The following is a 21391-nucleotide window of genomic DNA, read 5'->3' as shown; positions in this document are numbered from 1 at the left end:
CCAACCATACCATTATACTATACCAAATCTTCTTCAAACTTAGGTATTTTCTCCACAGCAATCATCCACCCGAAACCCTCAAAACCTCTCTAAGCCACAGCAAACTCCGTCAACTTACGAGTTTCTGGATCATGAAAAGCCAAAACAATATCCTCTTTTGGTACACCTTCCCGTAATAACTCTGTTGCAATTCCTTCCTCAGTCCAATCTTCTTCAATGTAAATCTTCTCATTTTTAATACGAATATGGACAGAAATTCCCTTAATTCTTTCCTCAGTTGTCCAACCAACTTGAAACCATAAATATTGATCTCTTTTCTCATCAAAAGCTAAGAGCATTTCTATATTATCAGGAGATGCAGAAGAAAAAAGTTGATGATATTCTGTTAAGATTTTTTTGATTAAAAATCGGTAATTTTCTAACTTATCCATTTGGTAACAACCTCCTTGTCTGTATCTACAATGATTAATTTAAGTTGGTTTTCATCAACAACAACTTGGATAGTTTCGTCAAAATTAGCTTTATAAACAAGTTGACCAAGTGCTAAGTAAATCTGATGGTCTGGTGCAGTTCTTTTAAGATAATTACGGTAAATGATATACTGACCTACAGCCCTTTCTAAATCATAAATAAATGATGGATTTAGAAAACTTTTAACTTCTATCACTATTTTCTCATCACCTTTTTGAGCAGATAATGGACGTTCAGCACCTAGATCCGCAACAAGTCTTAATTTTCTATAAATTATATAATAAGGATCAGCCGTAATTGTCCAACCATCCTTAATTAAAGCATTTTTGACCGCATCATGGCAAGTATCCTTTGCTGGCATTGTTGACCCCGATAATAAACTATTATAACATTCAGGTGAGTCCATCCAGCCCACCCTAACCTAAATTATACCAAAGCCGCTTCTCCTTACTAATCACCCTCCCTTCATCCTCAAAACCAACAATTTGATCAAAAATATCCTTGATTTACCTCAACAAACCTTCAATCTCCTCATCACTAAAACCAAATTGCCGAAAAATCCGTAAAACATAACCTGGAGACATTTCCCTTGCACCCATATCTATAGGAACTACTCTCCTTTTACCTTCAACTTCACGAGTATATAAACAATGATCACCTTTTCCCTCTCTATAAAAACTACAACCTTCTTTTTCTAATAACTTAATTAATTCCTTGGGTCTTAAAGAAGGTATATTTTTAGGCATAAACCTTCCTTAATTCATAGATTTCTGATTGTTTTTCTTTTTCCTCAACTAATAAAAATTCATGTAATTCATCTATAGAAATAGGAGATTTATAAATATTATCTTCTGATTCATAAACATCTTCAAAAGATTCTATTGCTTCCTTTAATTTATTAACTGCATCTTCTTGAGTATCTCCCTGTCCAACAATACCATTTTCTAAACACAAACCTACCCAATAACCGGAACTTTGTCTGAGAACAACTGTGTAAAAGTTCATTTTTGTTTACCTATGGATTATGTATAAGCATTTTCTTAACATCAGCTAAAGATACGGAAAGACTATCTTTCTCTTCTTCCTTAGCATCCCGTAAATCTCTTAAATCTTCCAAATCTTCTAACAATTCCGTAATCTTCAAAAATTCCTCATAAGGTAAAACTGCAAATTGTTTTTGACCATTTTTTGTTAAAAACTCAGGATGTAATTCAATCATTTTTACACCTCTTTATATTCATAAGATTTTCTCCATTAATCATCTGCTAAAGTTTCCAACTCATCGGAAATTAAATTTTGCCAATCTTCATCACAATGGGAATGCAAATGAATAGAAGCTACCAGCAATTCTGAGAGAATTTTACCCTTTTGGCGATCGCTTAACTCAGAAAGTTGTAATTGATTAACCAGAGAAATCACATTTTGGCATTCTTCCTGTAATTCCATTAGTAACTGATTAAGCGTTGAGTTTTCACTGGTAATTTTTAGTTTTGCGAGTGTCATTAGTTTTTCCCCAATCTTTTTAACGCTTGTTTTATCCCTTGTTCAAAAGCTATGATTTCCTTTTCCCAATGATTAATCAAACCCGGATCTGGAAAATCCTTCTCTAATTCTAGCCTGATTTTTTCTTTGTGTTCAGCAATACGAGATTCCAAAGATGATATTGCTTTCTTAAAATGACTCTTCCCCATAAAATATAAATTATAACATTCAGGTGAGCCATCAAGACTCACCCTAACCTAAATTATACCAAAGCCGCCTGTTCCTCCTTACTAATCACCCTCCCTTCATTCTCAAAACCAACAATTTGATCAAAGTTCAAATAGCGATACAAATCATCAGCAAAAGGATGAATTCTTTCAGCGACAATATCCAAATATTCCTGCACATTAGGAAGCCTTCCCAATAATGCACAAACCGCTGCTAATTCCGCCGAACCTAAATACACTTGAGCGCCTTTACCCATGCGATTATTGAAGTTACGAGTCGAGGTAGAAAACACCGTTGTATTATCATCAACTCGCGCCTGATTTCCCATACATAAACTGCATCCAGGAATCTCAGTTCTCGCATTCGCACCTACAAAAACATCATACACACCTTCTACTTTTAATTGATGTTCATCCATTCTTGTAGGTGGTGCAATCCATAACCGCGCTTTCACCTCACCAGCACCTTCTAAAACCTTGGCTGTTGCTCGATAATGTCCGATATTTGTCATACAAGAACCCACAAAAACTTCTTGTACAGGATCATTGGCAACTGCCGATAATAACTTAACATTATCAGGGTCATTAGGAGCAGCAACAATTGGTTCTGTGATTTGGCTTAAATCAATCTCAATTATTTCTGCATATTCAGCATCAGGGTCAGCAGATAATAATACTGGATGATCTAACCATTCTTGCATTTTTGCCACCCGGCGCATAATAGTTCTGGCATCACTATAACCCCGTGCTACCATATTAGTTAAAAGGGCAATATTGGAACGTAAATATTCCGCAATTGTTTCTTCGCTTAATTTAATTGTACAACCAGCACAAGAACGTTCTGCGGAAGCGTCGGTTAATTCAAAAGCTTGTTCAACTTTCAAATTTGGTAAACCTTCAATTTCCAAAATCTTGCCAGAGAAAACATTTTTCTTGTTCTGCTTCTCCACAGTTAACAAACCTTTTTGCATAGCCACATAAGGAATTGCATTCACAACATCCCTCAGCGTTATTCCTGGTTGCAATTCTCCTGTAAACCGGACTAATACTGATTCTGGCATATCTAAAGGCATTACACCCAAAGCACCAGCAAACGCAACTAACCCAGAACCAGCAGGGAAAGATATACCCAAGGGGAAGCGAGTATGGGAATCTCCACCTGTTCCCACTGTGTCGGGTAACAACATCCGGTTTAACCAGGAGTGAATGATACCATCACCAGGACGCAAAGCTACACCACCACGGGAGGAAATGAAGTCTGGTAATTCCTGATGGGTTTTAATATCCACAGGTTTGGGATATGCGGCTGTGTGACAGAAACTCTGCATTACCAAGTCTGCACTGAAGCCTAAACAAGCCAGTTCTTTCAATTCGTCTCTGGTCATTGGTCCTGTAGTGTCCTGAGAACCCACTGTAGTCATGATTGGTTCGCAAGATGTCCCCGGACGTACTCCTGGCAAACCAGCGGCTTTACCGACCATTTTCTGAGCCAATGTGAAGCCTTTGCCGGTGTCGGTGGGGGATTGGGGGCGGATAAATAAATCGCTGGGTTTTAAACCTAATGCTTGACGGGTTTTGTCGGTGAGAGTCCGTCCAATTAGTAGGGGAATGCGTCCACCGGCGCGAACTTCGTCTAGAATGGTGTCAGGTTTGAGGCTGAAGGTGGAAATTACTTCTCCTGCGGCATTGAGAATAGTTCCTTTATAGGGATAAATGGTAATTACGTCACCGGTTTCCATTTTGCTGACATCGCATTGAATGGGTAATGCACCGGCATCTTCGGCTGTGTTAAAAAAGATAGGCGCGATCGCACTTCCTAAAATATAACCCCCAGCCCGTTTGTTTGGTACAAAGGGAATATCATTACCCAAATGCCATAATACGGAATTGATTGCAGACTTGCGAGAAGAACCTGTACCCACGACATCACCAACGTAAGCTACAGGATGTCCTTTTTTCTTTAACTCTGCAATGGTTTCTAAACTTCCCGGTTGACGGGTTTCTAACATCGCCAATGCGTGTAATGGAATATCTGGTCTGGTTGTAGCGTGGGTTGCGGGTGATAAGTCGTCGGTGTTGGTTTCCCCAGGAACTTTGAAAACGGTAACGGTGATAAATTCTGGTAATGTGGGACGGGAAGTAAACCATTCTGCTTCTGCCCAAGAGTTTATCACTTGTTTGGCGTAGGGGTTGGTTTTTGACAATTCCAAAACATCATGGAAAGCATCATACACCAACATAATTTTGCTGAGGGCGTTAGCTGCATAAGCGGCGATTTGTTCTCTTCCTTCTCCTCCCATTACCAAGGGTGTTTCTGAAGCTGTTGATACAGAGGTACTGGAAACTTGGAGTAAATCAATTAAGGATTGGACATTGTAACCACCAATCATTGTTCCCAGTAATTCTACTGCGTCAACTGGTGAAACCAAAGGACTGGTAATTTCTTTTTTAGCGATCGCAGTCAGAAATCCAGCTTTTACATAAGCAGCTTGATCTACTCCGGGGGGAATGCGATCGCGTAATAAATTTAATAATAACTCTTCTTCGCCTGTCGGGGGATTTTTCAGTAATTCACACAATGCTGATGTTTGTACTGCATCTAACGGTAAGGGAGGAATACCCAGTTGAGCGCGTTCTGCAACCTGTTGACGATATTCTTGTAGCATGGTTTAAATTTTTCTCCTGTAATGTCTTTCTTTATTTTATTGTAAAGGATATGTTACAGGAGTTACTGATAAACGAATTTGATCTATCATCAGTTTTTTGAGTAATATAAGAAATATTAAAATTTAATTAATTTCAAAATTGGATGTATTGTAATTATGTATAATGTTTCTAGTTAAGTTTTGAAGCTTTCTCTCTAATGAGTAACGGATTAAAGCAATTAACATCTGCCGAAATTGAACAAAGAATAAATCATCAGAAACTCTTTGGAATAGATGATTTATTTGAGTATCTTTTTAAATTTTGTAAAATATGTTTAACAGCAGATGAAAGTCAAATTGACGATTTTAGTCATTATGATTTAACTCCATCAGTATTGCTTTATGGTGTTCCTAATACTGGTAAAACAACACTATGTTATTCATTGTTTTATAAATTAAAACAAGAAGTTACCAATGAAATTAACTTCTATTCTCTTGATGTAGGGAGAATGCTTGATCCATCTTTAGGTCAATCTTCGCGTAATTTGGAGGATATTTTTGATGATCTAAAAAGTAAATGCAAAAATGGTTCTTCTGTATTTTTGTTATTAGATGAGTTAGACACTTTCTGTATGAGTAGAAGTAGAACTCAAGAACATGATGCTATTAGAAGGGCTATGACAACATTCATGCTTGAATTAGACCAACTTCATCCTAGTAAAGATAACAAACTTTTGATCTTTGGAATTACCAATGTTCCAGAGTTAATTGATACCGCAGTTTTCAGAAGATTCTCTTTAAAAAAAGAGATGCAACCTAAATTAGATTTATATTCTTTTGAAAAATATCTAAAGGATTTAGGTAGTACAATTAAATATTTTCCTTCTGTAGAAATTATAAATAAACTATATAATTTTTATCAAGAAAGAAATTTAACTGCGGGAGATGTAAAGACTTTTTACAAGGAAATTTACATTGATTATTTATGTCAGAGAATGGAAGAAAGTTTGATTCAAAAAAAAGTTTTAGAACTTTTTGAAAAAGGTTTTTCAACTTGGGAACATCTTTTAACAGCAAAAAAGGAATTGCTTAGATAATGTCTGATAAAACTGATGAAGATAAAAAGATAGAAAGATTAATAATTCATAAAAATTTAATTGGATGGTTAATCAATAAACTTCAGAAAGAAGGAATTGAATGTCAACGAACTACTGGTGATGATCCTGATGGCGATATACTATTACTTAATTCAGAAGATGTTCCCAGAGTCAAGGAAATAGTTCGTCAAATTCAAAAAGACTACAATTCATAATTTGATTATGCCTTACATAGAAGTAAAAAGTAGAAAAATAATTGATTCTACATTAGCTAAAAAAATCATAACTAAGGGTGATATAATTGCAGTTTTAACCACTGGACATATTACCAAACAAGCAAAGGTAGCATTTGATCAAGCTGATATAGCTTGGGCTGAATATATCGAAGAAAGACAATTTTTAGAATCTGAGGCACAGGAGGTAGAATAATGTTAGATATTACGTTTTACGGAAAAAATGGTGTATCACCGGCTACCATAGAATTTTCTAATAAATTTTATGAAACATTGATTAAATCAGACTTTGCAGAAATTGGTAAAGTTCGTGAATTAGAAATAGTAATTGATGAAGAAAAGAGTAAAATTGAAGCAATTGATCTAGAAAAAGGAACAATAACTAATAGACAAAGATTAATTGATTTCCTAAAAGAATCAATTGTTCAGGAAAGTTTAAATATGCTAGAAAAATTAGGAGATTCTCCTTCAAAACAGGAATATAAAGAGACAACTTCAACACTAAGAATTTTTCAAGAAATTCTCAAATGTTTAAAAAACAGAGAATATTGTTATCTTACATACTAATTGAGATGTTTGAGAGTTGCTTCTAGTTTTGAGAATTTAGGATGTGATAGCTTACTATTTCATAGTGATAATAGGAAATAAACACATCCTAAAAATTCTTAAATTCTGATATTTTACAATTCTTCCGCTGTTAACTGAATACCCGGACTTGGTAATAACGTATATCTCAGATATAATCCCAACCACACAAAACCGATAATCAACAAAGTCCCAATTCCCAGAAAATTCGGCAACCAAAATACTACCTCTACATGATTTATATCCCCTGCTTTAAGCTTCCATATTAGTTGATTACCATGCTTTTCTGGTTGGATAGCATTTTCATCATTTTCAATATTCTTGATTCCCCAAGGTGTTTGTAAGCTAAAGTCCAGATTGACAAGAGAACTATCACCTTTAGTCGTCAGCATAGCCAAAGAACGTAAATCTAAATCATAAACTAAATGATTTCTGGAGAATAGGAAAAAATTCCTATCTTCTGCAACTAAAGTAGAGGTAATATTTGCCAGTTCCGAACCATCACGATCTTCAGATGTGCGAGTATTGAAAAAGCCAGTAAATTTTTCTTGTAATTCCTTCGCACTGGTAAAGGGAATTTTGACAATAATTTCTGATGCGGAAACTCTTTCTGTTGAACCTGCTAATGTTCGCGCTCGATTTTCTAAAGTTTTTAACCATTCAGAGAGATAATCACCACTAAAAATAGTAATTTTTTCTGATAACTGAATATGCTGTACTAATTCACCATTATTTGTGCTATTAAAATTCACTCCTAAATCATACTTCACACAACCTGATAATAGTAATGAAGAAAGGATTACCATCAAGACAATTGGTTTGATTTTAGTAATTTTTCTAATTTTGTTAATAGAAAAAAATACAGATTTCATTGAATGTGATATAATCTTAATAAAAGTTAATACATTCATGACTAAATTTCTCCTTATTTGCTAAAAACTTAACCAAACTAAATAGAAAATTGTCAAACCTACAGAAATTAAACCTACCCAAACAAAATTATTGTCTTTAGTATTAACTGTACTCAAGTCAATGTATTCTCGTTCTACAGGTTTTGGTTTAGATGTAGATTTTTGAGATTGGGAAGTAACAAGTATTTTGGATTTGTTATCAGAAACTATACCAAAATCGGGAATTTCTGTCATCCACTCTTTTGGTCTGTTCAGTTTGGGTGCTTTTAAAATATAAACTAGGCGTTTTGCTTGTTGACGAATTTCATAATGGGGATGACGGCTGAGTTGTTGACAAAGATTTATTGCTTCTTCGGAACGTCCCGCAGCTTCATAAGCATTCACCAACCAAATTTCTACTTCACCAGCAAACCGGGTATTTTTTCCTAATAGAGTGCTGGCTTTTTCTAAACTTTCCACAGATTCTCGATATTGACCATTTTCAAAAGCAGTTGTCCCAATTTGGAAACACGATTTAGCGAGTTCTAAATTTTCTGTAGTCATTGGTCATTAGTCAGTTGTTAATTGTTGTCAAATTAAGCTAGAAATGGCTTATTTGTTGGCTTCCACACCCGCCCGGAACTTAATTTCCGGGCTAATAGCCAAAGTAAACGAAAGTTTACTAAACGATTTTAAAATTTTGGGGCTAAATTTAGTCATCTTTAGATGACTTAAGCTATTAGACAGGGAATTGATTCCCTGGCTGGCGGGGTATGGGTTTTACTTGTCCCCCATTCCGATTATTGTCTCGACTGATGAGAACCCAGAATCATTGTTCCAATCCCCACATCTGTAAATACTTCTAACAATAAGGCATGAGGAATGCGTCCATCAATTATATGTGAAGCTTTGACTCCTTGGGCAAGCGATCGCACACAACAATTCACTTTCGGAATCATCCCCCCACTGACTATACCATCAGCAATTAATTGTCGCGCCTCCCGAATATCCACCTTGGGAATTAAGGTAGAAGGGTCTTTATAATCTCTTAAAATTCCTCTCGTATCAGTCAGCAAAATTAGCTTTTCCGCCCCCAAAGCAGCGGCTATTTCCCCCGCTACCGTATCCGCATTAATATTATAAGCCTGTCCAGTTTCATCCGCCGCCACGCTGGAAACCACCGGAATATAGCCATTACTCGCAAGTGTTTCTAAAATTTTGATATTGACATTACTCACTTCCCCCACAAAGCCAATCCCTTCATCACCTTGAGGACGAGCCGTAATTAAGTTACCATCCTTACCGCAAAGTCCTACAGCCATTCCCCCAGCTTGGTTAATCAAAGCCACAATTTCCTTATTCACCCGCCCAACCAACACCATTTCTACCACATCCATCGTTGGTGCATCAGTTACGCGCAAACCATTTTTAAACTGTGCTTCAATTCCTAATTTACCTAACCAACTATTAATTTCTGGTCCACCACCATGCACTAAAATAGGTCGCAAGCCGACGCAAGATAAAAACACCACATCACGGATCACTTTATCCTTAAGGGAGCTATCCTTCATCGCTGCGCCACCGTATTTAACCACAACGGTACGACCAGCGAATTGTTGAATGTAAGGTAGTGCTTCGCTGAGAATTTCTACGCGATTAGCTTCAGCTTGCCTGATATATTCTGTATCATTAATCATGTTATTACCCAAGTTGCTAGTTATATAGTTTATGGGATAACTAGCAACAAGAGTTAATAAGCTGTTGTGATCATAGCAGGGGGCAGGAGGTCAGGGGTCATGGGGAAATATTTATTACCCTTACCCATTACCCATTACCTATTCCTAAGAAAGTTGAAACAAGAAAGTAACTAAATCTCCCTTACCCAAGCTAATGCGATCGCCTGGACGGAGGCGATGTCTGTTACCAGGTAACAGAGGTAAGTTATTAATGTAAGTACCATTAGAACTACCTGCATCCTCTATATAACAAGCATCTCCCTCAATCCGAATATCTGCATGAATCCGCGAAACAATCTCCGAATTTGGGAATCCCGAAACATCTATATCTGGAGGAACACGATCATTAGGCTTACCAATATGCACAACCGAGAGATTTTGTGGTAATTCTATTTCCTGATTAGCTTGAACATGGAATAATCGCGCTACTATCTGTTGTAATTGAGTATTTGCCACCTTTCCTGATGGTGCGACTGGAGCAACTTCAGGAATAGATATAGGATCTATCTGGGGTACATAAGCAGGGGGAATATAAGGCTCAGATCCTGGTACTGTATCCATAGCCACAGGTTCAGGAGTCAATACAGACGGAATATAAACTTCCGGTTCAGGTGCTACAGGTGCAGGTGGAGGAGTCAATACAGGCGGAATATAAACTTCTGGTTCAGGTGCTACAGGTGCAGGTACAGAAGGAACATAAACAGCTTGTTCCTGAACTACAGCCATAGGTGCAGGTGTAGGAGTCAGTACAGGCGGAATATAAACTTCTGGTTCAGGTGCTACAGGTGCAGATACGGTCGGATTAGATCGGGGCGCAACTTCCAACACATCAGGCTGTAGCAGTTGCATCATTAAGTCAGGAGCGACCACTGGTGCTGGCACAGGATTAACAGCACCAGTTGAGGCGACTGCAAGAGTAGCGCCAAAATGGAGATTGTAACCGCACTGACCACAGAAAGCGGCATCTGACTGTACAGTTGCTCCACAATTAGGACAACTAGCTGTAGCTGGTAACGGCGTATAGCAAGCTTCACATTGAACAGCGCCGTCTGGGTTAGGATGATTGCAATTAGGGCAGACGATCATGGATTTAAGCCTTAGTGAAGGTCGTTGTAAAAATATTACTGACAAGCACATAAGTAACTTTAGCTAGTGATGCTAAAAATTACTTACAGTGAGAACAGGTTGATCATTGGTGATGATTCTTCATCATCTCAATCAACCAAATCTCAAAAATCATAGTCAATGCTAGAGTTCCAAACCAGCCGCTGCGTCTAGCAACCAGTAGAGTTCTCCTTGGGGACGAATTAACCGTGATGGATAGGCGAAATCATCCGCTACCGGTGCAAAAACTTGGGCTAAAGCCGGTCTTTTATTAGCACCAGCAGCCATAAAAATCACACTGCGAGCCGCGTTAATAAATGGGTAAGTAAAAGTGATGCGGAGATTATCATCTTTATTACCAACAGTAACTAGGCGATCGCTCACCTTGAGAGCTTCCGTGTAGGGAAACAAAGATGCAGTATGGGCATCATCACCCATTCCCAGTAAAACTACATCCAATGCTGGGAACTCTCCCGATGCCGAATTAAAAAATGTTTGCAGATGCTGGTTATACTTAGCTGCATCTACCTCTGGGTTAGCAGATAAAGTAGGGATAGCATGAATATTCGCCTTGGGAAGTGCCACCTGATCTAACCATGCACGTCTCGCCATCAGTTCATTACTATCAGGATGATCTGCTGGTACATAACGCTCATCTCCCCAGAATACATGAATTTTATCCCAGGGCAACTTTTGATTAGCTATCGCCTCATACAAAGGTTTTGGTGTACTACCCCCTGACAAAGCAATTGTAAATTGCCCCCGTTCGCCAATAGCAGTTTCCGCTTTCGACAGTATCAATTCTAGCGCCCGTTGAACGAGTGCCGATACACTGGAATGGACTTCAACAGTTTTGTTCATGGCATTATCAACACATAGCCTGTTTCTTTGCAATACCATAGCGAACTTCTGACAATTTTCCGGTTTAACCCTAGAAACTTTTAATATCATCAGGTTAAGCCCAAGCTAATGCCTAGTAATCTGTCAACCCGAAAATGACGGGTGAAGGCAAGCAGGGGGAGAAGAGAGGCAGGGGGGGTAGGGGAGGGAAGAACAGAAGTTTTTTCCGATCATTACCCGTCAAAATAAATTTGACGAACTACTAGCCTAGCCATGAAATATCGTCCTCTACCTTCTTTACCATCATTTTCAGTTAGTTGTCAGTAGTCAGTTGTACTAATCGCTAATAATCACCCCAGAGAATTGTTATAGCGGACTTCCAATTAAAAAAATACCCAAAAATTTCTTGTGGTGCAGGACGAATTGCCCCTTAATCATCAAGAATTATCAAGGACGGGCAGGACTTGTGCTGAGCTTGTCGATAGCGTAGCGTGGCGTTAGCCATAGTATGCCCATCCCACAAAATTGGGTAATTTATTTTTTGGTGTTCCCTAGCAAGAATCAGGAAGTAGGGGCGCAGGGCCTGCGCCCAGTCCCTGCGCCCATGTCCTGCGCCCAGTCAAGAGTTAGGAGCAAAACCCTTTATTAGCAAGAGTTTAACCGTCAATTGATGTCCTAACTGCCTAATTTTTTCATGTTGCCCAAAATCTCTCAATCAAGTCTTGACTTCCGGCTGAGAATTTGATATCATTGACATTGATAAGGAAGAACTATCATAAAATAAAAATCAACTAAACCCCGATCCCCTTTCCTTCTTCTCGCCATAACTGATTTAACCTATTAGCGGGCATAGTTAAATACAGCACATCTCCGGGAGCAAGAATTGTTTCTAGCAAATCCCAGCCTTGTACAGTTTCATGGTTGATTTCCACATACAAAGGCACAAAATCCGCAAACTTAGCCACATCCTTCACCCACTCATCACAAAAAGGGTGTATCGGTGTAATAGTGGTTGCAAAAGCTACCCATAAATTATCAGCAATAATCCCATTACCAATAATCCTACCACCGAGAGCAGCCGCAGCAAAAGCAGGAGCAGCGAGTTCAGCAGGACTAAATACAGCCTCAAAATCAAATACCTGTTGTGCTATACCAGCAAAATCAGGATCAGCATAGTTGACAATTACAGGAATCTTTGGCGCTAAAGACTTAGCCTTGAGGGCAATTTCCAAATTAGTCGCATCATTATTAGTAACAGCTAAAACTGCGGTAGCAGTGTTAATATTACTTGCTTGTAAAGTAGCCCGAAAACTCGCATCAGCAAGAATAACCGGAATACTCATTCCTCTAGCAGTAGTCACATATCTATTATTAGCATCCGTTTCAATAACTACTACCTCATGTCCACTCAGGTGCAATTGTTGAACAATTCTAATGCCAATACCACTTAAACCACAAACAATATAATGATGATGTTGAGGAATTCTTGCCGCATCCAAAAATTGTTTTAAGCGACTACCCAGGATAAAATCCGTCAGCATCGCGTACCAAATCCCAATTACCGCAGCCCCAATTAGCATAATCACAATAGTAAATAACTTAATGCTGTCTGGTGCATTTTCGACAACCTTATCATTACCACCAGCCCCCGTAATCATGCCAACAGCAAAATATAAAGCATCAATAAAAGAGATACTATGTTTACTAGCAAAATAGGTAAAAGTGGATATTAAAATAATTACGAATAAAGCAATTGCCATACCCACAACTGATTGGGCGTGTTTCTGAAACTCCCGAATATTGGCAAAAACTTTAACTAATTTTCTGACTAATGACTTACGTTGGGGACGAATGCGAGGTTGAGTACCAATAATTAAGCGATCGCCTACTCTTAATTGTTGTTCCAACAGCACCGCAGATACTAAATTTAGCTTTCCTTCCACAGCCACATAATAAATCAGCATCCTTGTGGGATCTTCCCATAAATCACTAATTTTTCTGCCTTTCCAGGGATGATTTTCGTGGATATATTCCTCTTGAATTGGCCAAATTTGCTCAAGTAACTTAATTTGACCAATAGCCTTATTCCCCAAAGCCGCAAAGGTAAATACAGGTGCTGCCAAACCCACAACACTCATACTTAAATGATTCGACAGAGTTTGATCAAGACGTTCACCTAAATTCGTATTATAAAACCGATTAATAATCCGAATTTGGGGATTAAGAACCCGTGCTTGCATCATAATTGATAAATTCAAAGCATCATCAGAAGTTGCAATTACCAAAGTATGTGCTTCTGTAATTCCTGCCGCTTGTAAAGTAGAAGCTGCGTGTAACTCACCAACAATTATATTAGCAGCAGGTTCACCAGAAACAGGTTTGCGATGAATACCTACCACCAAAGCCCCCTGTTGTCTGAGTAAGCGAAAGATTTTATATCCGGTACGTCCTAAGCCACAAACAATAATTCGAGGTTTCATAAAACCGCAACATAAAATTTATATAAAGGGCTACATATCAGTTATCAAGAAAAGCATCACCGACTCAGAATTGAATTCAAGAATCCTTATTGTTGCTTAATTTGTGGCAAAATAACTGTAACTGAACACACGATATTTATCTCCAGGAAATTAAAAATTAAAAAATATTACGAGGTTAACCCGGATTTCTCACAAAGAAATAAAAAAAAGGTTAAAAACTACAAAAATGTATATTTAGGCAATACTTTGTCCATTTTTTGTAGGTCGGGTTAAGCGACAGCGCAACCCGACGCATTTGTTTGGTTATGGCTTCGCCACGCTCCCCGAACACAATCATTTAATTTAGCAACAAAAGCAGCCTCATAACGACGTTTACGCCAAGCTTCTGCCATATTCGCACAAACAGAACGAGAAGAACGACGAATTTGATCTGTTAGAGAATATCTTTCTTCAACAGGAAAATTTTTTGATAACCCAAAAATTTTCATTGCTGCTTCAACAGCAATTTGATAAATTCCCAAATCTCTATGAGATTTAACCATTGATATTGAGTTTGATTCTTCTGAGTTACCAATCATCTTCTTTCTCACCTCCTTTACTCTTTTACTCTTTTACTCTTTTACTCTTCACTCCCCTACTCCCCCCTACCTCCCCCACCTCCCCCACTCCCCTACTCTCCCCCACCTCCCGATTAAGGAGGGTAATTTAACTTGTGTGTACACGATAATTTGCAAGGGGAGGGTTAGGGAGGGGTAAAACATTTTATACAGCAATATGACTTTTCAAACACCCTCTGTTGATATCTTAATTCTATTAACCCTGATTAAGAACTCATTTCCAGTAACACTTTTAAAACCCCCTTAGTTTTGGCTTTTTCAAAAGCTTCTAAACCTTGAGAAAGAGGATAAGAACTATCAATTAAATATTGGACATCTACCTTTCCCGTCGCCAACAATTCTAACGCCGGAACAAAGGGACCACAACGAGAACCAATCAGGGTAATTTCATCTACTACTAACGAGGAAGCATCTAAACTAAGATTTCCCGCATAAGTGCTTTTTAAGATTAATGTCCCACGAGGACGTAAAGCCCGACGAGCAATATTAAAGCCTTCAGGATTTCCGGTACAATCAACGGAGATATCAAAATATCTATCGGTGAGACTATCAGCTAAACCTGTTTTAATTCCTTTTCCTGCTAAATTTATTAATTTGTCTTCGTGTCTTCCGACTACCAATAATTCACAACCAGTTAAGGCTAAAGTTTGGGCTATTAGTTGTCCTAGCTTACCATCTCCAACCACTAATACTCGGTCATCCTTAGATATTTGTATTTGTTGTTGAATTTCCAATGCTGCGGCTATGGGTTCAGTAAAAGTTGCTGCTGCTGTAGATACATTTTCGGGGACAAGATGCAAATTCTCAATAGGTAGAGATAGATATTCTGCAAATGCACCATTACGGTTAACAATTCCTAAAACCGTGCGATTTTCACAATGTGTTGGTTGTCCGCGACGACAAAAACGACAATTACCACAAGCGGCGTTAATTTCACCAACGACTCTTTGATTAATTAACTGTTTGGGAGCTTGTTCGACAATACCAACAAATTCATGACCGATAATGCCAGTATAGGGGTAATAACCTTTAATTAATTCTAAGTCAGTATTACAAATTCCTGCTCGCAAAACCCGCACCAAAGCCTCTCCTGGTGGTGGTTCAGGGATAGGAATATTGGTGCGTAATTCTAGTTGATTATTTTCTAACCAAAGTCCTTTCATAATTTTGTCAGTTGTCAGTTGTTATACTTGAGAAGGTAATAACTTGCGTTTTTACATCCATATATCCCCTTTACGCAAAGGCTCAATTTATTCCCCTGCGGAGTATAATTATTCGGTTTTAATTATTAGTTATTAAAATTTTACATTTTCTAGAAATGGTGTAAATATCGGAACTATATCGGAATTACTCACAACCATCGTAGGAAAAGAGCGATCGCTATAATCTATTCCCGGCGATAATGGAAAAGACTCAGAATTGAGCGATACCCACGTCCCACCCGCAGCTTGCACAATTACCCAAGCACCTGCAATATCCCATACCTTTGGTGTGGCTTCAATTCCTCCCAAAACCGCACCAGTGGCGACTGAAAGAAAATTATAACTAGCAACTCCTAACATCCGAATTTTACAGGGAAAACCTGGTTGAATAATGTCGGTACTGCGAGAACAAAGGTTAAAAAAGTGGTTTTTGCTAGGAGCATCTTTACTGGTATGAATGGGATGATTATTTAAAAATGCTCCCGTTGGCGTTGTTAAGCCCGATGAACCCGCCCAAAATCCATGAAAGACTTGATTTAATGGTGGTACGTAAACATAACCAAAAATGGGAGTTCCACGATAAAGTAAGCCCAAGGAAATAGACCAAATCGGAATTCCTCTGGTAAAATTTGTTGTACCATCCAAAGGATCAATAACCCAACACCATTCTGTATTCGGAAAAGTTTGACCTGCTTGCAGCAGCTCTTCACTATCACTTTCTTCGCTCAAAATGCCGTAACCGGAAAAGGTAGAAACAATCGCATCTCGAATTTCTTGATCTGCCCATTTATCAGATTTTGTGACTAAGCTACCATCAGATTTTTGTGAAGCTTGAACTTTGCCAAAATCCTGCATTAATTGTTTTCCTACTCTAGTAGTAGTAGTTTCCGCAAAGTCTAAAATCGTATTCCAAAAATCATTCATTTGATTAATTATCAGTTGTTAGTTGTCAATTATTAAATAATTTTATCATAGATGGATTCATAGAAAATTCAGTACAAAGTAAAAATCTGTATTTATTCAACGCAGTAATTATCATGAGCTTTTTTTAAAGTATCTTGAATATCTACTGCGACCCAATCCAATACTTGTCGGTCAAGGAAATGTAGGCTGGTTTGAGCGATAGCAAAGCGCTCCGTAGGAATCGCAAAACCCAACAAAATCCTTGATAATCTTGGGTTTCATGCTATTGCTCCGCGTTCACGCAGTGTCCCGCAGGGATACGTTTACGTTCCACAACCCAACCTTTCAATTTGCTAATACTGAAACAGAAATAGCTAATCTAGTTAAGCAACTTCAATCTGACGATTTAAACCTAATCGTACTGGAAGCAACAGGAGGACTAGAAACAGAATTAATAATTCAATTGCAAGCGGCTCTTTTACCAGTAGCATTAATCAATCCTCGTCAGGGAAGAGACTTTGCTAAAGCTACAGGTAAGTTAGCCAAAACCGATGCCACTCTAGTTTCTGACTTACCAGAATTAGGTCAATTAACTGCCAAGCAAATCTCTCGTTTAGTTGGTGTTGCACCAATTAATCATGATAGTGGTCAGCATAAAGGTAAACGAATGATTAATGGTGGTCGCGCCCACGTTCGTGCCATTCTTTATATGGGTGCTGTTGTTGCCATGCGTCATAAGGAATGTTATCAAAACTTTTTATGAGTGCCTGAGTTTGACAAGGCTGGGGCATCATTAGCGATCGCCTGAAGAAGAATCGCCCCCAACTAGAAAATGAGGCGATAGCGAAGCGCTCCGTAGGAATCGCCAGTAGACTATAGAAATTTGGTTTTGGACAAATCCTAAACAAGCAGATACTCATTGGGAGCAAGATTTACTGAAGGTAGTGAAAGAGAATACCTTACTAATGCTGGATAGAGGCTTTTATCATTTTGCATTTTGGCAGTAATTAATTGACCATAAAATTGATTTTATCACTCGGATAAAGAAAGGAGCATCCTATCAAATAGAACAGGTATTAACAAATTTTTTAAACATGAGTTTTTTCTGTTCCCTGTTACCCCAGGGGAAACGCATCTAATTTTTTTTGACAAAATGTAACTTATGTAAATAGAGAAAAAGGGCAGTATTAATAGTTTAATATCAAGTTAATATTTAAATACAGAGAAAATTTCATGGTAAATTTGTTTCTATAAGAATCAATAAAATAGGTTGAAGTGGTATCCTCAAAGAAAATAAAGAGACAAAATCTGGAAATGAAGTTACCACCAAAAATCACAATTGCAGATCACTTTAAAGATTTAGAATATCAAAGAGTTGAGCGAACAAAAAGACATAAATTAATAGATATAGACTTGATTTATTATTAAAGGGACTGGCAGGAGAGTCATTTATTTTAGTAATAGATGAAACAGGGGGCAAAAAGAAAGGAAAGACAACAGATTATGTAGACAGACAATATATAGGTAATTGTCAGATGGAAATATTTTTTGTCTGAATCAGGATGTCCAGGATTTGAGGATGTACAGGATGGTTATTTATCAATTGTTTGTTAGATGGAAATATTTTTTGTCTGAATCAGGATGTCCAGGATTTGAGGATGTACAGGATGGTTATTTATTAATTGTTTGTCAGATGGAAATATTTTTTGTCTGAATCAGGATGTCCAGGATTTGAGGATGTACAGGATGGTTATTTATTAATTGTTTGTTAGATGGAAATATTTTTTGTCTGAATCAGGATGTCCAGGATTTGAGGATGTACAGGATGGTTATTTATTAATTGTTTGTCAGATGGAAATATTTTTTGTCTGAATCAGGATGTCCAGGATTTGAGGATGTACAGGATGGTTATTTATTAATTGTTTGTTAGATGGAAATATTTTTTGTCTGAATCAGGATGTCCAGGATTTGAGGATGTACAGGATGGTTATTTATTAATTGTTTGTCAGATGGAAATATTTTTTTGTCATCCCTAGTTTTAGAACCTAATTGGGTCGCTACCACTTCCTCTAACATACCTCTAAGATACAAGGTTGGGTTGAGTGATAGCGAAACCCAACAAAATCCTTGATAATGTTGGGTTTCGTTCCATTGCTCCGCAACGCTGACGCGAACAACTCAACCTACCATATAATGAATTTTCAGGCTTGACCGAGCAGTATTAGCCCTGAAATATGGCTAACGCCACGCTACGCTATCATTTCAGGGTGGGTGTGGAAGCCAACAAATAAGCCACCTGTAGCTTAAGTTGACACCAATGAAGCTCTTGCTTTACCCCTACAAATCTAGGGTTTTCGTGATTTTACAAAAGTCCATGTCCTAACCGTTTTGAGTGTAATCAGGGTAATTATGCGCTTTTTAATGAGAATTGCCGGCTTTGGTTTGCTGATTTTAGGTATTTACTTAGTTGGGAAAAATATATTTTTTACAACCAATGTCTATCCTTACTGGTGGCGAGGAATTGCCGCTGATATTTCAGTGTTAGCACTAACATTAGGTGTATTGATGCTAGTTTTTTTCTCAGAAAGTATGAAAAATCTGGGATGGATTGCTATTTCTGTGGGTATTATGGCGGTATTTATTAGTAGTCGTGCAATTCTTAGTCCTACCAGTTTATGGCAATTTTTTCTCTCCTTAATTTGTATTACATCGGGTTATAAAATGTTCACAACTGGATACTCACCTTTTTGATTTTATTGTTTAGGAGTTAGATGATTATAGGCTTCTCAACTCCTATTTTATTTTCTATCTCTACAGGTGGACGGACACACAAATAAATCAAAGCTCCAAATAAAGGCATTACAAATAACCAAAATAATTGATTATCTTTCCCACCTCGTCGCGCCATATCATCTCCTAGTAATGTGGGAAACAATAGACTCAACATCACAAAATCTAAACTCATCACATGAATAAATCGGCTACTTTGCCACTGTTGGACAAAATCACCCCAATCGCCTTGTAAACCAGATGCGAATAAAACCGCCGCTCCTATAGTTAATAAAATTCCTAAAATGCGAGAATCTAGGATTTTCAGAAATAAATTTTTTTCACCAATAAACTTTTGATTGGGTTGTCTTAAAGCCAAATAGGGTAAAAGTGCAAAAGCACCTAATGCAAAAGCACCACTAGCGAAAGGCCAAGCTGGGATTTTTTGACCTCTACCATCAAAAAAGACGACTGCACTATATATAAAAGGCCAAATCCCCATGATATTAAATAAAGATATAATCAGAGGATTAATGCCTTGCCAATTGCCTGTAGAGAGATTTTTGATTAACTCAAAAGTATCAGGTTGTTCGGGAGGAGCAAAGAAAAAGGCATAGGAAACAAATCCTAGCCATAATAGACCAAAAGTGATTTTTCTCAACATGAATTTATGGAAATTAACTAAAAGCTTCCGAGAGATAATCTGCTGCTGCTGCAACTACAGCGATCGCACTCTCATAGTCTAACCTAGTTGGACCCAAAACTCCCACACTTCCTACTGGCACAGAACCCCGCCGATAAATAGCAGAAATCAAAGTACAAGTCCGAATAGGTTCAAGAGGATTTTCTGTGCCAATTCGCACTGTTACCTTAGACTTATTCATATCGTGCATTTCTGCTTCTTCACAAATTAAATGCCAAAGTTGGTCTTGTTCCTCTTCCAATAATTGCATAATTGTCTGTACCTGCTGTACCTGAGAAAACTCAGGTTGTCGTAAAACCTCTCCAATCCCCCGCACCATAATTTGTGTAGTTGTTGGTGCTAGAGCGCGATGAGTCAATTCTACCAAAGAACTTTTTAATAATTCACCATAAACTCTAAACTCCTGATCCAATTTACTCCAATCAAGATAGCCTATTTCTAATAAACTCTGTCCTCTTAAATGAGTATTCAAAAAGTTAGAGACAATCTGCAATTGATGATCAATTACCTCCGCTTCTGGTTTACTTTCTGGATTATGTAAAAATAAATCCATCACCTTAGAATGGGTTTCATAACTATCTGTCACCACAATTAACATAATTCGCTCTGATTCAATTTGCACCAGTTGCAAATGTCGTAACTTTGCGGTTGTGGGTTGCGGCATAGTAATTAAAGTAATACAGCCGCTCAATGTTGCTAAAATTTGGGCAGCGCCTTGTAATAAGGCCTCCAAACTGCAATCTTCCCAATGCAGATGTTTTTGTAATACGGTTTCTACCTCTTTTGCTAAAGTTTCTGATGGTTTAATTAATTGATCAACGTAAATACGATAACCAGAATCAGAAGGAATTCTACCCGCAGAAGTATGTGGTTGATAAAGTAACCCTGATTTTTCCAAAACACCCATCACACTGCGAATCGTAGCCGAGCTAACACCTAAATCAAATCCTTCAATTAAAGCTTTAGAGCCAACAGGCTCTGCTGTGGTAATATAATGACGTACAGTTGCATAAAGTATATTCTGTTGCCGATTAGTCAGATGAACTTGCATAAGTGATTTTTTTACTGAAGGCAAATCTTAATCAAAATTGGAAAAAAATGTGGTTTTTACCGCAAAAATGGAAAAAAGAATTAATTATTAATTAAAGTAAGATAGCAAATTATATACTTATATTGTATTAATTGAACACAAAATTTACTTTCAGCATTTATTTGCTGCATTTGTTATTACTACATAGCTGAAATCCAAAAAGAAGATGAATTTCTCTCTGTTTCAGTATTATCTCATAGTCTATCAACCTAAGTTGTGGTTTTAGTCACAAAATATTATTTTCTATTGATCAAAATTTTGACCGCGCCAGTAGAGGGTAGGGGTGGAAATATCTTGTTGATTCCTTCTGAATTCTG

Annotated in this window: 23 protein-coding genes and 2 pseudogenes; 6 read left to right on the top strand and 19 right to left on the bottom strand. The window is 37.7% G+C overall.

Features of this window, described 5'->3' with window-relative positions; all coding sequences use genetic code 11:
* Positions 1-89 precede the first annotated feature (89 nt).
* The 8 genes from AA650_RS03960 to acnB all read right to left on the bottom strand — a co-directional run bounded on the left by AA650_RS03960 (position 90) and on the right by acnB (position 4846).
* On the bottom strand, positions 90-431 hold the full coding sequence (locus AA650_RS03960; RefSeq protein ID WP_053538044.1) for a XisI protein: 342 nt from the start codon (positions 429-431) through the stop codon (positions 90-92).
* Entirely contained in the window at positions 419-832 is a 414-nt protein-coding gene (locus tag AA650_RS03955) for an element excision factor XisH family protein (protein ID WP_053541181.1), read from the bottom strand. Before AA650_RS03955 ends, AA650_RS03960 begins: the two co-directional genes overlap by 13 nt.
* A 145-nt stretch (positions 833-977) precedes the next feature.
* Complete coding sequence (locus AA650_RS03950) at positions 978-1217, bottom strand: type II toxin-antitoxin system HicA family toxin (protein ID WP_053538043.1); 240 nt, start codon at positions 1215-1217, stop codon at positions 978-980.
* Positions 1210-1476 carry a type II toxin-antitoxin system HicB family antitoxin gene (locus tag AA650_RS03945; RefSeq protein ID WP_015083084.1) on the bottom strand — a complete coding sequence of 89 codons (267 nt, stop codon included), beginning with the start codon at positions 1474-1476 and terminating at the stop codon, positions 1210-1212. The genes AA650_RS03950 and AA650_RS03945 overlap by 8 nt, the downstream gene beginning before the upstream one ends.
* Before the next feature lie 10 nt (positions 1477-1486).
* Positions 1487-1690, bottom strand: a complete 204-nt coding sequence (locus AA650_RS03940) for a hypothetical protein (RefSeq protein ID WP_053538042.1) — start codon at positions 1688-1690, stop codon at positions 1487-1489.
* Positions 1691-1725: 35 nt separating this feature from the next.
* Positions 1726-1974, bottom strand: a complete 249-nt coding sequence (locus AA650_RS03935) for a hypothetical protein (protein ID WP_053538041.1) — start codon at positions 1972-1974, stop codon at positions 1726-1728.
* Positions 1974-2126 carry a hypothetical protein gene (locus tag AA650_RS03930; RefSeq protein ID WP_234413293.1) on the bottom strand — a complete coding sequence of 51 codons (153 nt, stop codon included), beginning with the start codon at positions 2124-2126 and terminating at the stop codon, positions 1974-1976. The genes AA650_RS03935 and AA650_RS03930 overlap by 1 nt, the downstream gene beginning before the upstream one ends.
* Before the next feature lie 89 nt (positions 2127-2215).
* On the bottom strand, positions 2216-4846 hold the full coding sequence (acnB, locus tag AA650_RS03925) for a bifunctional aconitate hydratase 2/2-methylisocitrate dehydratase (RefSeq protein WP_053538040.1): 2631 nt from the start codon (positions 4844-4846) through the stop codon (positions 2216-2218).
* 197 nt (positions 4847-5043) lie between these two features.
* Here acnB and AA650_RS03920 point away from each other — a divergent pair, with 197 nt between their 5' ends.
* Genes AA650_RS03920 through AA650_RS03905 form a run of 4 tightly spaced genes read left to right on the top strand, consistent with a single transcriptional unit; the run spans position 5044 to position 6722 of the window.
* Positions 5044-5922, top strand: a complete 879-nt coding sequence (locus AA650_RS03920) for an ATP-binding protein (protein WP_053538039.1) — start codon at positions 5044-5046, stop codon at positions 5920-5922.
* Complete coding sequence (locus tag AA650_RS03915; protein ID WP_053538038.1) at positions 5922-6137, top strand: hypothetical protein; 216 nt, start codon at positions 5922-5924, stop codon at positions 6135-6137. The genes AA650_RS03920 and AA650_RS03915 overlap by 1 nt, the downstream gene beginning before the upstream one ends.
* Before the next feature lie 7 nt (positions 6138-6144).
* Entirely contained in the window at positions 6145-6351 is a 207-nt protein-coding gene (locus AA650_RS03910) for a hypothetical protein (protein ID WP_053538037.1), read from the top strand.
* A complete protein-coding gene (locus tag AA650_RS03905) occupies positions 6351-6722 on the top strand; it encodes a hypothetical protein (protein WP_039204460.1) in 372 nt (123 codons plus the stop codon). Before AA650_RS03910 ends, AA650_RS03905 begins: the two co-directional genes overlap by 1 nt.
* A 113-nt stretch (positions 6723-6835) precedes the next feature.
* Here AA650_RS03905 and AA650_RS03900 read toward each other — a convergent pair whose 3' ends face one another.
* From AA650_RS03900 to AA650_RS03860, 9 genes and pseudogenes are all read right to left on the bottom strand, one after another.
* Positions 6836-7612, bottom strand: coding sequence for a DUF3153 domain-containing protein (locus AA650_RS03900; RefSeq protein WP_234413291.1), 777 nt, complete (start codon positions 7610-7612; stop codon positions 6836-6838).
* Positions 7613-7672: 60 nt separating this feature from the next.
* On the bottom strand, positions 7673-8194 hold the full coding sequence (locus tag AA650_RS03895; protein ID WP_053538035.1) for a tetratricopeptide repeat protein: 522 nt from the start codon (positions 8192-8194) through the stop codon (positions 7673-7675).
* 236 nt (positions 8195-8430) lie between these two features.
* Positions 8431-9327 carry an acetylglutamate kinase gene (gene argB, locus AA650_RS03890; RefSeq protein WP_053538034.1) on the bottom strand — a complete coding sequence of 299 codons (897 nt, stop codon included), beginning with the start codon at positions 9325-9327 and terminating at the stop codon, positions 8431-8433.
* Between the two features lie 144 nt (positions 9328-9471).
* Positions 9472-10452, bottom strand: coding sequence for an FHA domain-containing protein (locus tag AA650_RS03885; RefSeq protein WP_053538033.1), 981 nt, complete (start codon positions 10450-10452; stop codon positions 9472-9474).
* Positions 10453-10614: 162 nt separating this feature from the next.
* On the bottom strand, positions 10615-11331 hold the full coding sequence (pgl, locus tag AA650_RS03880) for a 6-phosphogluconolactonase (protein ID WP_053538032.1): 717 nt from the start codon (positions 11329-11331) through the stop codon (positions 10615-10617).
* A gap of 770 nt (positions 11332-12101) precedes the next feature.
* Positions 12102-13790 (bottom strand): potassium channel family protein, encoded by a 1689-nt coding sequence (locus AA650_RS03875; RefSeq protein WP_027404849.1) that lies wholly within the window; start codon positions 13788-13790, stop codon positions 12102-12104.
* A gap of 329 nt (positions 13791-14119) precedes the next feature.
* Positions 14120-14368, bottom strand: a pseudogene (locus AA650_RS03870) (four helix bundle protein); the annotation flags it as partial.
* 245 nt (positions 14369-14613) lie between these two features.
* Positions 14614-15570: an MDR/zinc-dependent alcohol dehydrogenase-like family protein gene (locus tag AA650_RS03865; protein WP_053538031.1), complete on the bottom strand. Its 957-nt coding sequence runs from the start codon at positions 15568-15570 to the stop codon at positions 14614-14616.
* Between the two features lie 132 nt (positions 15571-15702).
* Positions 15703-16533 (bottom strand): inositol monophosphatase family protein, encoded by an 831-nt coding sequence (locus tag AA650_RS03860; RefSeq protein WP_053538030.1) that lies wholly within the window; start codon positions 16531-16533, stop codon positions 15703-15705.
* Between the two features lie 331 nt (positions 16534-16864).
* Between AA650_RS03860 and AA650_RS27555 the strand changes: the two are divergent.
* Both AA650_RS27555 and AA650_RS03850 read left to right on the top strand, forming a co-directional pair.
* A pseudogene (locus tag AA650_RS27555) lies at positions 16865-17282 on the top strand (transposase); the annotation flags it as partial.
* A gap of 1639 nt (positions 17283-18921) precedes the next feature.
* Entirely contained in the window at positions 18922-19263 is a 342-nt protein-coding gene (locus AA650_RS03850; RefSeq protein ID WP_039202515.1) for a hypothetical protein, read from the top strand.
* 16 nt (positions 19264-19279) lie between these two features.
* Here AA650_RS03850 and AA650_RS03845 read toward each other — a convergent pair whose 3' ends face one another.
* The gene (locus AA650_RS03845) at positions 19280-19945 is read right to left on the bottom strand and encodes a hypothetical protein (RefSeq protein ID WP_053538028.1); all 666 of its coding nucleotides are present in this window, start codon (positions 19943-19945) and stop codon (positions 19280-19282) included.
* 13 nt (positions 19946-19958) lie between these two features.
* Complete coding sequence (gene hrcA, locus AA650_RS03840) at positions 19959-21035, bottom strand: heat-inducible transcriptional repressor HrcA (RefSeq protein WP_027402642.1); 1077 nt, start codon at positions 21033-21035, stop codon at positions 19959-19961.
* Between the last annotated feature and the right edge of the window lie 356 nt (positions 21036-21391).

This window comes from Anabaena sp. WA102 (assembly GCF_001277295.1).
Lineage (GTDB): Bacteria > Cyanobacteriota > Cyanobacteriia > Cyanobacteriales > Nostocaceae > Dolichospermum > Dolichospermum heterosporum.
Note: the sequence above shows the minus strand (reverse complement) of the source record. Positions and strands in the feature narration are given on the sequence as shown.

What these genes read in the sequence shown, in the direction of transcription:
- pgl (WP_053538032.1), bottom strand. Translation starts at nt 11,331, where the DNA reads ATGAACAAAACTGTTGAAGTCCATTCCAGTGTATCGGCACTCGTTCAA.
- AA650_RS03905 (WP_039204460.1), top strand. Translation starts at nt 6,351, where the DNA reads ATGTTAGATATTACGTTTTACGGAAAAAATGGTGTATCACCGGCTACC.
- AA650_RS03910 (WP_053538037.1), top strand. Translation starts at nt 6,145, where the DNA reads ATGCCTTACATAGAAGTAAAAAGTAGAAAAATAATTGATTCTACATTA.
- AA650_RS03875 (WP_027404849.1), bottom strand. Translation starts at nt 13,790, where the DNA reads ATGAAACCTCGAATTATTGTTTGTGGCTTAGGACGTACCGGATATAAA.
- AA650_RS03935 (WP_053538041.1), bottom strand. Translation starts at nt 1,974, where the DNA reads ATGACACTCGCAAAACTAAAAATTACCAGTGAAAACTCAACGCTTAAT.
- AA650_RS03845 (WP_053538028.1), bottom strand. Translation starts at nt 19,945, where the DNA reads ATGTTGAGAAAAATCACTTTTGGTCTATTATGGCTAGGATTTGTTTCC.
- AA650_RS03955 (WP_053541181.1), bottom strand. Translation starts at nt 832, where the DNA reads ATGCCAGCAAAGGATACTTGCCATGATGCGGTCAAAAATGCTTTAATT.
- AA650_RS03900 (WP_234413291.1), bottom strand. Translation starts at nt 7,612, where the DNA reads ATGAAATCTGTATTTTTTTCTATTAACAAAATTAGAAAAATTACTAAA.
- acnB (WP_053538040.1), bottom strand. Translation starts at nt 4,846, where the DNA reads ATGCTACAAGAATATCGTCAACAGGTTGCAGAACGCGCTCAACTGGGT.
- AA650_RS03850 (WP_039202515.1), top strand. Translation starts at nt 18,922, where the DNA reads ATGCGCTTTTTAATGAGAATTGCCGGCTTTGGTTTGCTGATTTTAGGT.
- AA650_RS03865 (WP_053538031.1), bottom strand. Translation starts at nt 15,570, where the DNA reads ATGAAAGGACTTTGGTTAGAAAATAATCAACTAGAATTACGCACCAAT.
- argB (WP_053538034.1), bottom strand. Translation starts at nt 9,327, where the DNA reads ATGATTAATGATACAGAATATATCAGGCAAGCTGAAGCTAATCGCGTA.
- AA650_RS03940 (WP_053538042.1), bottom strand. Translation starts at nt 1,690, where the DNA reads ATGATTGAATTACATCCTGAGTTTTTAACAAAAAATGGTCAAAAACAA.
- hrcA (WP_027402642.1), bottom strand. Translation starts at nt 21,035, where the DNA reads ATGCAAGTTCATCTGACTAATCGGCAACAGAATATACTTTATGCAACT.
- AA650_RS03960 (WP_053538044.1), bottom strand. Translation starts at nt 431, where the DNA reads ATGGATAAGTTAGAAAATTACCGATTTTTAATCAAAAAAATCTTAACA.
- AA650_RS03860 (WP_053538030.1), bottom strand. Translation starts at nt 16,533, where the DNA reads ATGAATGATTTTTGGAATACGATTTTAGACTTTGCGGAAACTACTACT.
- AA650_RS03950 (WP_053538043.1), bottom strand. Translation starts at nt 1,217, where the DNA reads ATGCCTAAAAATATACCTTCTTTAAGACCCAAGGAATTAATTAAGTTA.
- AA650_RS03945 (WP_015083084.1), bottom strand. Translation starts at nt 1,476, where the DNA reads ATGAACTTTTACACAGTTGTTCTCAGACAAAGTTCCGGTTATTGGGTA.
- AA650_RS03885 (WP_053538033.1), bottom strand. Translation starts at nt 10,452, where the DNA reads ATGATCGTCTGCCCTAATTGCAATCATCCTAACCCAGACGGCGCTGTT.
- AA650_RS03920 (WP_053538039.1), top strand. Translation starts at nt 5,044, where the DNA reads ATGAGTAACGGATTAAAGCAATTAACATCTGCCGAAATTGAACAAAGA.
- AA650_RS03915 (WP_053538038.1), top strand. Translation starts at nt 5,922, where the DNA reads ATGTCTGATAAAACTGATGAAGATAAAAAGATAGAAAGATTAATAATT.
- AA650_RS03895 (WP_053538035.1), bottom strand. Translation starts at nt 8,194, where the DNA reads ATGACTACAGAAAATTTAGAACTCGCTAAATCGTGTTTCCAAATTGGG.